At 35.1% G+C, this 11188-nt stretch carries 13 protein-coding genes; 5 read left to right on the forward strand and 8 right to left on the reverse strand.

Annotated features, from left to right (window positions below):
• Positions 1 to 167 precede the first annotated feature (167 nt).
• The 5 genes from frr to CYP64_RS00795 all read right to left on the reverse strand — a co-directional run bounded on the left by frr (position 168) and on the right by CYP64_RS00795 (position 3147).
• Complete coding sequence (gene frr, locus CYP64_RS00775; RefSeq protein ID WP_072595202.1) at positions 168 to 725, reverse strand: ribosome recycling factor; 558 nt, start codon at positions 723 to 725, stop codon at positions 168 to 170.
• Positions 715 to 1674 (reverse strand): polysaccharide deacetylase family protein, encoded by a 960-nt coding sequence (locus CYP64_RS00780; protein ID WP_103648312.1) that lies wholly within the window; start codon positions 1672 to 1674, stop codon positions 715 to 717. Before CYP64_RS00780 ends, frr begins: the two co-directional genes overlap by 11 nt.
• A 2-nt stretch (positions 1675 to 1676) precedes the next feature.
• Positions 1677 to 2006 (reverse strand): preprotein translocase subunit SecG, encoded by a 330-nt coding sequence (gene secG, locus CYP64_RS00785; protein ID WP_103648313.1) that lies wholly within the window; start codon positions 2004 to 2006, stop codon positions 1677 to 1679.
• Between the two features lie 66 nt (positions 2007 to 2072).
• A complete protein-coding gene (locus CYP64_RS00790) occupies positions 2073 to 2462 on the reverse strand; it encodes a thiamine-phosphate pyrophosphorylase (RefSeq protein ID WP_087577411.1) in 390 nt (129 codons plus the stop codon).
• A complete protein-coding gene (locus CYP64_RS00795; RefSeq protein ID WP_021091071.1) occupies positions 2449 to 3147 on the reverse strand; it encodes a Bax inhibitor-1/YccA family protein in 699 nt (232 codons plus the stop codon). Before CYP64_RS00795 ends, CYP64_RS00790 begins: the two co-directional genes overlap by 14 nt.
• A 170-nt stretch (positions 3148 to 3317) precedes the next feature.
• Here CYP64_RS00795 and CYP64_RS00800 point away from each other — a divergent pair, with 170 nt between their 5' ends.
• Genes CYP64_RS00800 through CYP64_RS00815 form a run of 5 tightly spaced genes read left to right on the forward strand, consistent with a single transcriptional unit; the run spans position 3318 to position 8139 of the window.
• Positions 3318 to 3962, forward strand: coding sequence for a carbonic anhydrase (locus CYP64_RS00800; protein WP_072595207.1), 645 nt, complete (start codon positions 3318 to 3320; stop codon positions 3960 to 3962).
• Complete coding sequence (locus CYP64_RS00805; protein WP_103648314.1) at positions 3955 to 5799, forward strand: mechanosensitive ion channel domain-containing protein; 1845 nt, start codon at positions 3955 to 3957, stop codon at positions 5797 to 5799. Before CYP64_RS00800 ends, CYP64_RS00805 begins: the two co-directional genes overlap by 8 nt.
• A 10-nt stretch (positions 5800 to 5809) precedes the next feature.
• On the forward strand, positions 5810 to 5968 hold the full coding sequence (locus CYP64_RS09915) for a hypothetical protein (protein ID WP_180997316.1): 159 nt from the start codon (positions 5810 to 5812) through the stop codon (positions 5966 to 5968).
• 46 nt (positions 5969 to 6014) lie between these two features.
• Positions 6015 to 7094 carry a GGDEF domain-containing protein gene (locus tag CYP64_RS00810; RefSeq protein WP_258032877.1) on the forward strand — a complete coding sequence of 360 codons (1080 nt, stop codon included), beginning with the start codon at positions 6015 to 6017 and terminating at the stop codon, positions 7092 to 7094.
• The gene (locus CYP64_RS00815) at positions 7087 to 8139 is read left to right on the forward strand and encodes a GGDEF domain-containing protein (protein WP_103648315.1); all 1053 of its coding nucleotides are present in this window, start codon (positions 7087 to 7089) and stop codon (positions 8137 to 8139) included. Before CYP64_RS00810 ends, CYP64_RS00815 begins: the two co-directional genes overlap by 8 nt.
• A gap of 25 nt (positions 8140 to 8164) precedes the next feature.
• Here the strand turns inward: CYP64_RS00815 and CYP64_RS00820 are convergent, their stop codons facing one another.
• The 3 genes from CYP64_RS00820 to CYP64_RS00830 are packed head-to-tail and all read right to left on the reverse strand — an operon-like array spanning position 8165 to position 10993.
• Entirely contained in the window at positions 8165 to 9448 is a 1284-nt protein-coding gene (locus CYP64_RS00820; protein ID WP_103648316.1) for a TRAP transporter large permease, read from the reverse strand.
• A 10-nt stretch (positions 9449 to 9458) separates the two neighbouring features.
• Positions 9459 to 10001, reverse strand: a complete 543-nt coding sequence (locus CYP64_RS00825) for a TRAP transporter small permease (RefSeq protein ID WP_084041037.1) — start codon at positions 9999 to 10001, stop codon at positions 9459 to 9461.
• Positions 10001 to 10993, reverse strand: a complete 993-nt coding sequence (locus CYP64_RS00830; RefSeq protein ID WP_103648317.1) for a DctP family TRAP transporter solute-binding subunit — start codon at positions 10991 to 10993, stop codon at positions 10001 to 10003. The genes CYP64_RS00825 and CYP64_RS00830 overlap by 1 nt, the downstream gene beginning before the upstream one ends.
• Positions 10994 to 11188 lie beyond the last annotated feature (195 nt).

An 11188-nucleotide genomic window follows, 5' to 3' on the forward strand; every position in this document is an offset into this window, starting at 1 on the left:
AAAGTGGTGGCTATGTTTTATGTAGTTAGGATCTATTTATATTTAATAGATAAAACACAACAGACAAAAAATTAAACTACTTGCTGATAAATATTTTTTTGAAATATTATTTTGAGAGAATATCTAGCCACATAAGAGTAGCTAGATAAGGAAAAATTTCTAAAATTTTAGATTTTTAAAAGCTCAGCCTCTTTCTCTTTTACAAGAGTATCGATTTTTGCAGTGTAGGTGTCAGTTATCTTTTGAACCTCATCCTGTCCCTTTTTGCTCTCGTCCTCAGTTATAGCTTTGTCTTTTTCAAGCTTTTTGACTTCATCATTTGCATCTTTTCTTACGTTTCTTATACTGACTTTGGCTTTTTCTCCCATTGATTTTGCATGTTTTGCATTTTCTTGGCGTTGCTCAACTGTCATAGGTGGAAAAAATAGCTTGACACTCTCACCATCACTATTTGGATTGACGCCGATATTTGCTGCTTGGATAGCTGAAGAGATCGCTTTTATCATGCTCTTTTCCCAAGGTGTGATAGCGATAGTTGAAGCGTCGCTTGTAAGCACAGTGGCTACTTGGTTGAGCGGAGTTGGTGAGCCGTAATAATCAACCATTACATGATCTACAATATTAATATTTACCTTGCCCGTTCTAAGCGTTGTAAAGTCGCGTTTTAATGAAGCTATTGCTTTTTCGCAGCCTTCTTTTTGTGTTTCGTAAATTTTATTTAGCATTGATGTCCTTTATTAGAAGTTTTGTACTTCGTTGATGATCTACTTTTAGTGATATTAAAACTTTGCGTTTATCAAGAGGTGGGTTAAATTTACACTCAAAAACACCATTTGTCATAGGTACCTTTTTAAAGCCATTAAAGCCAGTCATGAAAAAATTACCTTCACTAGCATTTGTATCAGTTTTTATAATAAGTTTGTCTATTGCATTATTTTGTGGGTAGCTATCCGGAAATATCCACTGGGCATTTAAAAATTTGCTATTAAACGTTAGTGCTATTTTGGTACCGTTCATTACGGGCGTTCTATAAAGATCGTAAACATCACTTTTGTCTGAAACAGCACCTGAGTTTTGGTTTAAAAGGGCTAAAAAACCAAATTCTTTTGCAAGTTTTACAACTCGACTATCAATCTCACCATAAGGTACTGCAAAGAATTTTGGCTTATAGCCCATGTGTTTTTCAAAGGTTTCAACGCCCTTTTGAAAATCCTCTCTTAATGCCTCATCGCTAAGTTTTGTCATCCTTGGATGAGCGTACGAGTGGTACCCAATCTCGCCATAAGCCTCAAGTTCTTTAATCTGATCAAAATCCAAATAATCGCCATATTTATTTGCACTGGCTTCCACATAAAGCATTAGTGCAAATGGATAGTTATACTCTTTAAATACACTAAGGGCCTTGTCATAGAAACTTTTATAACCATCATCTACAGTGATGACGATCCAGTTATCAGGTATTTTTTCGCCAGCATTTACAGCATCGACTAGTTTTGAGAGTTTAACGACTTCATAGCCATTATTTTTGAAATATTCAAACTGCTCTCTTAAATTTTTAATAGAAATATCAGTGCTTGTGTGTCTTGGGTCATCAAAGCGATGATAGACTAAAATATGAGCGTCTGCTAAAGTAAATGTTAGCGTCAAAAATGACGCTAAAAGTGTTTTTATCATTGTTATTTTGCTGGAGTTTGTGGTGCACTAGGAGCTGATGGTACGTCGTTTGACTTTGGTATGACTAGAGATTTACTATCGACGCTATCAACGATAGAGCGTTTTAGATCTTTATTATAGAAGTATCCAAGTGCAAGTGTGTTTAGGATAAACAAAACGCCTACTACAAAGGTAAATTTAGCTAAAAATCCAGCTGGTCCTTTTGCTCCAAAAAGGCTCTCGTTGCTTCCACTGTATGCTCCAAGACCGATAGATGAGCTCTTTTGGAGTAAAACTGCGATCGTGATAACGACAGCTAAAACAAATTGCAAGATTAAAAATATTAAACTCACGAAATTTCCTTTAAATTTTTAAAAATAATTGTTTGCGATTATACAAGAAAAGATTTAAATTTTTAGTTAAAGTTCTTTTTCAAGCTCATAAAGCTCGTATCTTATGCCTTTAAAAAGCTCGGCTTGTTCTAAATTTATGAGCTTAAAGCACTCTTCAAGCACGCGAGCACTCTCCTGGGCGCGCTTGAAATTTGCAGTGATTATCTCATCTAAATTTTCTCTAGCTTGCTCGCTTTTTGTGCTAGTTTTTAAAACGTCGTTTTGAGAATTTCTAAATTTTAAAAATTCTTTTTGCGGGATCTTTGCCTTGTGGCGGAGGGATTTTATCTTATAGGCGAGCTTGGCGTCATCAAAGACATATCTTTTCATATCTTCAACAACGCGAAGTCCTTCTTTTAGCCTATTTAGATTCGCATCTATTACTCGGTAGATGCGCTCATCTTTAGTCGTTTCTATTAAAAATTCCTAAAATTTGTAGTAATGATGTAAATAGATTTACAAAATCAAGATACAAAGCAACTGCGCCTTCAACTGGTGTTTCATAGTTTCCACGGATAATATTTTGCGTATCAAAAAGTATATATGCGCTAAATAAGATCGATGAAATACTTGCGATTACAAGTTGAAACATTGTACTTTTAACAAAGATATTGATAATAGCTGCTGCAATGATAACAATTAAGGTTATGAATAACATTTTACCCATTGTTGTAAAGTCACGTTTTGTATTCATCGCAAAGACGCTTAACGCACCAAAAGCAACTGTTGTTAGTCCAAATGCTTGAGCTACGATACCAGCTCCACTTGGCATGGCAAGGATTGCTGAAAGTAGCGGAGTTAGCGTAAGGCCACTTATAAAAGTAAATGCAAATAGAAGTATTAAATTTAATCCCTCTTTACGTTTAGCTGCCATTAAGCCAAAAAGTAGTGCAAACTCGACTATTACAAGTCCCCAGAACAAAAATCTATTTGCCGCAAAAACGCCAGCGATGCTAATACCTACATAAGCGCCAGCTGTTGCTGAAAGTAGTGATGCTGCAAAAAGTTGATAAGTTTGTTTTATAAAAGTACTTAGTGAGCTTTGAGAATACGCAAGTTCTTCTTGATTTTGTTTTGCGTAGTTCCTATCATACAGACTCATTTTATCTCCTTATGAATTTTTGAATGAGTTTAGCCTAAAATAATTAAACAATGAATAAAAAGAATTTTAACAAATTATATTAGTTAAAAATTTATATATTAAAGTATTTTTTAGATTAAATAAAAGTTGCTATAATCGCGTAAAAATATAAAAAATGGAGATAAATTTCTATGGATGACTCGCTACTTGAAGGTGCGGTAAAATTTATGGAAGATGGCTTTTTAGAGCATGAAGAGCTCTTTAAAAGTCTACAAAATAGACAAGACCCACATACCCTTTTTATATCCTGTGTTGATTCAAGAGTAGTACCGAATTTGATAACAAACTGCCTTCCAGGCGAGCTTTTTATGGTGCGAAATATCGCAAACATCGTGCCACCTTATAGAGTGAGCGAAGAGTTTCTGGCAACGACTTCGGCTATCGAATATGCATTAGAGCTTTTAAATATCAAAAATATCATTATTTGCGGACACTCTGACTGTGGCGGATGTGCAGCGCTTTATATGGATGAAAAAAAGCTCAAAACCACGCCAAATGTTAGAAATTGGATAAAGCTAATAGAACCAATTAAGAGAGAAGTGCTTAAATTTACAAGCGACGATCCAGCAAAGATGGCGTGGCTAACTGAGAGATTAAATGTGATAAATTCGATCGAAAATATAATGACTTATCCAAATGTAAAGGAGGAGTATGAAAGAGGAAACCTTCAAATTTATGGCTGGCACTACATTATAGAAACCGGTGAAATTTTCAGCTACGATTTAAAAGAGGGCACATTCAAACTTTTAGCAGATAAAAGGGGCGAAAATGCGTAAAATTTTAACCATCGTCTTGCTCTCATTTATAATGCTTTTTGGTGCTGAAAATAATAAAACTCAAGAAGAAAATATACTAAGCCTAACAAATCAAATCCAAACCCTAAACAGCCAGATAAAAATTTTAAAAGCACAGCAAAAAGATACAAACTCAACAAAAGCTGATAATTCAAATTTAGCTGGACTTCAAAAGAAAAAAAATGACCTTTTGGAAAAAATTCCACTATATGTTATGCAGATTGAAGTAACTCAAAACGATATTGATAAATTTATTTTGCAAAAAAATAATTTAGAAAAAAAAGTAGCTAGATTAGAGAAGCAATCAAACAAAGATGCTTATGTTCAAAGTGCTATTGAGCTTGAGAAAATGAAGATAGATTATGCTTATTTCTCAGCTTTAATTAATCTTGAAGAGATATTTAAAAAAGGTGCTAAAGCAAACTCTATAAAAGAGGTGATAGATAACGGACTTTTAAATTTACAAACAAACTCTTACGTCAGCATAAAAGAGCTAAAAGATTCTCTAAATGAGACTTCAAACTCTTACGATAACGCATTTGCAGAGCTTGATTTAAAAAAAGAGACTGATGAGGAAATTTTAATCTATCTTAAAAACAATGCTGATCTTCTAAGCTCAAGCATGATCTTATCAGAGCTAAATTTAGTCGATACGGTCGAATATATAAATAAGCTAACTTCTATAAATTCGGCAAAATTTAACGTTGGCAAGATCGTAGTTATAATTGCAGTATTTTTATTTTTTGTCTCACTTACAAGAATTCTCGCCAAACTCACGTATTGGCTTATGTCACTTATTGCATCAGGCGAAGGCGTAAAGGAAGCAAAGGATCAGATAGTAGATATCGTTAAAAAGCCTATCTCCGCACTTCTTATCATTTATGCGCTAAATATTTGTATAGGTGTTGGCTTTTATCCAGTACCAGTGCCACTAACTCTAGCAAATATATTCTCTATCGTCTATATAGTCGCATTTTCATGGCTTGTTTTAACTATCCTAAATGGTTATGGCATAGTAATAATCGATAAAATCGCTCAAAAGAGTAGACGAAAAGAGGTTGTAAATTTAGTTTTAAAAGTAGTCTATGTAATTGTATTAATAATTGCACTTTTACTAATTCTTCAAAAGCTTGGCTTTGATATATCAGCACTCATAGCTTCACTTGGTATCGGCGGTCTTGCTGTTGCTTTTGCGGCAAAAGATATCATCGCAAACTTCTTTGCTTCTGTTATGATGCTTTTTGATAATTCATTTTCGCAAGGAGATTGGATAGTTTGTGGTGATATAGAGGGCACTGTCGTTGAGGTTGGCTTTAGAAAGACGACTATTAGAAGCTTTGATAATGCTTTAATCTTTGTGCCAAACTCAAAACTGGCAAGCGATCCTGTTAGAAACTGGAGCAGAAGAAAAGTCGGTAGACGTATCAGAATGGTAATAGGCATTGAATATGGAGCGACAACTGATGAGATTAAAAAATGTGTAGATGACATAAAAACTATGTTGATAAATCATCCAGATATTGCCAAAAGTGAGGATATAACGGCAAAGAAAAAAGGGCTAAAATATAGACAAAGTATAGTTTCAGTTGATGATTATGCTGGATATAAATCAAATTTATTTGTCGTGGTTGATGACTTTGCAGATAGCTCAATAAATATCTTAGTTTATTGTTTTGCAAAGACTATCGTTTGGGGAGAATTTTTAGATGTCAAACAAGATGTAATGCTAAAGATTATGGATATTTTAAAGCAAAATGGTCTAAATTTCGCATTCCCAAGCCAAAGCTTGTATATTGAAAGCGTCAAAGATAAAATTTAAGGAGAAAACAATGAGTGATGAATTTGATTATGAAGAAGTAGAAGAAGACTACTCTGAATTTAATGACGATGAGGACGATAGTAGCGATAGTTATGACTATAATTACGATGAAAATGACTACAACTACGAAGATAGTGACGAGGACGAGGATAGTTACGACTCTTATTAAAAATACTTAATTAAATTTAATGGAATAAATTTACAGGGAGTTTTGTTTGACACGTGATTTTGTAGATCAAAGTAGTTATAAAGCGATCGATGATATCTATAAAACGATATTAGACGTTATGATAGCTGCAAATGCACTATCTTTGTTGCTTTTTATGATCATAGCTACACCACTACTTTTTATGTGCTTATTATTTATAGCAGCTGGTATATTGCTTAGAATAAAATTCGACATAAAATATAGAGTATTAATATCCCTTGCATTTCACCTAAATATCATATTACTTGTTACTATTATTGTTACTACTATGGGTTGGAATACTGGAATTTGGATAATACTTGTTGGTGTAATTTTTATAAACTACTTTCTAGCGTTTGATTCAAAGAGTCTTACTTATATAATGGCATTTTTAGAATTAATCTTGCTTATACTTCTTTATTTTATTCATAAAGATGAGGCGCCGCTGATCCCATCAGCTATACAAGGGACAATAGTCGTGTGTAGTATTGTTTTTGCTTTTTTTATTGTTTTAAGACTTTCAATGTTTGCAGATGTCATCACTTCTAGCGGATATCAGCAAATAAGAAAAGAGACAGAAGAGCTTGAAAAGGACTCAAAACATGATTTTTTAACACAGCTTTTAAATAGAAGAACAATAGAAAAAACTTTAAAATACGAGCTAAGTGTTAATAAAGAAAGAAGCGGCAATACAAATTTAGTCATAATGTTAGGCGATATTGATAATTTTAAAAAAATAAACGATACATACGGGCATGACTGCGGTGATGAGGTCTTAAAAGATGTAGCCAACGCTTTAAAGAAATCATTTAGAGGTAAAGACTATGTTTGCCGCTGGGGTGGAGAAGAATTTTTGATAATCTTGCCCGATACAAAGATAGAATTTATCCACGAAGTGAGCAAAAGGCTTAAAAAACAGATAAATAACGCAAAACTTCCAGATAAAACTCCAGTTACTATGACCTTTGGCATGCTAATATGTGCAAATGGTATTGAGGTGGATTTTGAGCAAGCCATAACTTTAGTAGATAAGCTGCTTTATGAAGGCAAGCAAAATGGCAAAGACCGCATCGAATTAGAAATTTTAAAAAAGAGCTTGGATGCGTAGAATTTCACTCTATACGGCTCAAAAAATTATCATATTTTCAATATTATTAACTCACATCTGTTATTTTTTTATTTTTTTATTTATGAAAGAAGAAATTCTAGCAGTTATGAATGTATTTTCAGTAGCAACCTATCTTTTTCTTTTAAGGCTTATTTACGATAGCCCTGAAAATAACAAGATAACAATGGTAATAGTCCAGCTTGAAATTTTATTTCATGCATTAGTTTGTATGCTAACACTTGGATGGGGATATGGATTTGGGTTATTGTTTTTAGCGTCGTCGCTAATACTATTTTTTACTTCATTTACCTATAAATTTTTTAACTACATAATAGTTGCAGTGCAAATAATTTTATCTATAGCCTGCTATGTATATTTAGATGGCCAGCCTGTAAAAGATTTTGACGGCTTTAAAGATCTACTTTTTGTTTTTAACTTAAGTATGGTTTGTGTATTCTCGGTTGTTGTTTCGTATCTTTTGGAGAGCTCAAATTTATTTATATTTTTAAGCATCTTAGAGGAAAAAGAGATGGCTGAAAATATCTTAAATCACGATCCATTAACAGGGCTTTTAAATCGCACTTCGATGCAGAAAATTTTAAGCCAAAACGATCTTTATAAAAATAGGGACTTTGCTATCGTTATGTGCGATATTGATAACTTTAAAAAGATAAATGACACTTATGGACACGGCGCAGGAGATGCTGTTTTAAGAAGCTTATCAGGCATATTTAAAAACACATTTAGAGATAAAGATAGAGTAGCTAGGTTTGGCGGAGAAGAATTTTTAGCAGTCGTCTTGGGCGTAAAAAAAGACGCAGCTGTAAGTATCGTAGAGCGTGTGAGAGAGACTTTGAGTAAAAATATAGTTGAGTTTGAAAACATAAAGATCAACGCAACTATGACTTTTGGAGTAGTTGCTCATGATGGTACGGGAGAATTTAGCTTAGAAAAGATGATAAAACAAGCTGATAATCTACTTTATGCTGGTAAGCGAAGTGGTAAAAATATCGTTATGAGTGCGGACTACGATCCAAAAGGATAAATTTAGAGGTCTGAGCCTCTAAATTTTAATGTCCATACATTATGTTTGGTAGCCAAAGCGAAATTTGCGGTATATAAGTAACCAAGATAAGGCCAAAGAATAAAGTGAGTGTCCACGGCAAGCATGCCATGATGACCTCTTTTAGATTCATATTTGTAAGACCGCTTGCGACAAATAAATTTAGTCCAACAGGCGGAGTGACCATACCTATCTCCATATTTACAACTAAGATAATGCCAAAATGTATCGGATCTATGCCAAGCTGCGTAGCTATCGGAAGCAAGAGTGGAACCATGATCATGATAACGCTTGAAGGCTCCATGAACTGACCCATGATAAAGAGCAGGATATTTACAAATATCAAAAATCCTATCATACCGATATTCGCGTCAAGTATCATCGAAGCGATAGCTTGAGGGATCTGCTCGCTAGTTAGCAAATATGCAAAAACAACGGCGTTTGCGATAATGAAAAATATCATAGCTGTTGTAAGAGCCGAGTCTAGGCAGATATCCCAAAGATCTTTTATCTTTATATCTCTATAGATAAAAAGCGAGATAAATAACGCATAAACGGCACTTGCCGCAGCAGCTTCAGTTGGAGTAAAAATTCCTCCATAAATTCCGCCGATGACCACAACGACGATCAAAAGCGCCCAAAATGCTTTGGCAAATTTCTGTACCCTCACTTTAAATGGTTCAGCCTTAGTCGCTTTAAAGCCAAGCTTTTTTGCACCAACATAGGTTTGAACGAGCATAAAAGCTCCAAGCATAAGACCAGGCACAACACCAGCCATAAAAAGCTTGCCAATACTTACCTCTGCAGTTACGCCATAAACTATCATAACAACTGAAGGCGGGATCAAAATTCCAAGCGAGCCGGCCGTTGTTATGCCGCCAACTGCGTACTCTTTTGGATAGCCAGCCTCTTTTATAGCTGCAAACATAATTGAGCCAATAGCCACAACCGTCGCAGGCGAGCTTCCAGAGACCGCTGCAAAGATGATGCAGGCAAATATCGCACTCATAGGCAAGCCACCTGGCAAGTGTCCGACCATAGACTTTGCAAAGTCGATGATACGCCTTGCTGAGCCACCTTTGCTTAGTAAATTTCCAGCCAAGATAAACATCGGGATCGCCATTAACGAAAATTTATTGATACCATCAAAAATTAGCTGTGGGATCGTAGCGATGTCTATATCTGTAAAAAATATCATCGTCAAAACCGTACTTGTGCCTAGCGAAACCGCCACTGGCACGCCTATTAGCATCAGTGCAAAAAGTAGGATAAATAAAAATGCTATTGTCATCTTTTTCTCCTTAATCTTTGACTACGCTACCATGAGCTAGCTCATGTGCTTCGTTGCTTACGACATTTTCAGCAGGCGTTAGAGCTACTTTTATGGCTTTTTCGGTTGAGCGGTAGCTAGCTGTAACGAAGGCTATTGGAAGCACTACCATAGGTACCCATTGTGGTATGCCAAGGTCTATTATCATCTGCTCGATCTCGTGAAGAATTTGTAGATAATCAATCGAATAGACTGCGATAAATAACAAAAATACAGTAGTTAGTACATGAGAGAAGATTAAACACGCTTTTGCAAGGGCTGGTGGAAATTTTTCCACCAAAATAGTCACACTGACGTGAATGCCCTTATTAAAGCCGTATGCCGCGGCAAAAAACGCCGACCAGATAAAAAGATAGTTTGATAGCTCGCTTGCCCAAGACCAGCTTTTATCGAAAAAATATCTAGCCATAACATTTGCAAAGGCTAGCAATGTTCCACTTGCGAGCCCAACTACTGCGATAGTTTTATTTAGTGAGGCTATCGCTATATCAAGGACATTGAAAAAACTCTTCATTATTTTGTCCCAAGAGTCTTTTCTATGAGGTCTTTACCGATAACATCGTAAAATTTAGGATAGATTGACTGCATAACCTTTTGCCACTCAGCCTTTTGTGTATCATCGATCTTATAAATTTCTAGTTTTTTACTAGCAGCGATGTATTTTTCAAGCTCAGCTATGACGTGAGCGTCCTCTTTTGCTGTCTCTTCTCTCTCAAAAGCTGTTGCTTCGCTTAGGGCTTGTTTTACATTTGCTTTTAGATCATCTGGTAGCTTGCTCCAAAATTTATCACTCATAACGACTAAATAGCCCAAATATCCGTGACTTGAAAGTGTAAGCGAGCTTTGAACTTCGTGAAATTTTGAGTTATAGAAATTTGAAAGCGGGTTTTCAGTTGCATCAACTACGCCTTGTTGAAGTGCAGAGTAAACCTCTGAAAATGGTAGAACTTGTGGGTTGCCACCAACTACTTTAATTTGTTCTTCAAGTACTTTTGAACTTTGGATTCTAAATTTTTGTCCTTTTGCATCTTCTGGCACAAGAACTGGTTTTTTGCTTGAGCTAAAATGCTTAAATCCAGCATCCCAGTAATCAAGCGCTACAAAGCCTTTTTTTGTAACAAGGGCTTTTAGCTCCTCGCCAACTGCACCGTCTTGGACCTTATGAAGGTGTTCTGCGTCTTTAAAGATGAAAGGCAGGTCAAATAGCTGAAACTGCGGCACAATAGGCGTAAATTTTGAAAAACTTGGAGCTGCCATTTGAACATTGCCAAGCTTTAACGCACCAAAAACCCTATCATCATCAAGTAGCTGCGCTGATGGGAAGACTTGAACTTTTAATTTACCGCCACTTAGCTCCTCAGCACGTTTAGCAAAAAAGTCAGCTGCCTTGCCTTTTGGTGTAGAAGCTGCAACAACGTGAGCAAATTTGATCGTATAGACCTTGTCTGCACCAAATGCTAAGCCACTGATGGCACAAGTGAAAAGTAAAGCTTGTAAGAATTTCATCTTTTATCCTTTGTAATGGTTTTGTTAAACGCATTATAAATTTCAAAAATAAAAATTTAGAAATTTTGTTTCGTAAATTCACAGCTATTTATTTTTATATGTGTATTTTAGTAACAATTGTACTCTTAAAAGCTAATTTATATTTTTGAAAAATTTTTATAATTTTTTGATAACTAAACTTTTAAAGTATATTTG

Source organism: Campylobacter concisus (assembly GCF_002913945.1).
Lineage (GTDB): Bacteria > Campylobacterota > Campylobacteria > Campylobacterales > Campylobacteraceae > Campylobacter_A > Campylobacter_A concisus_P.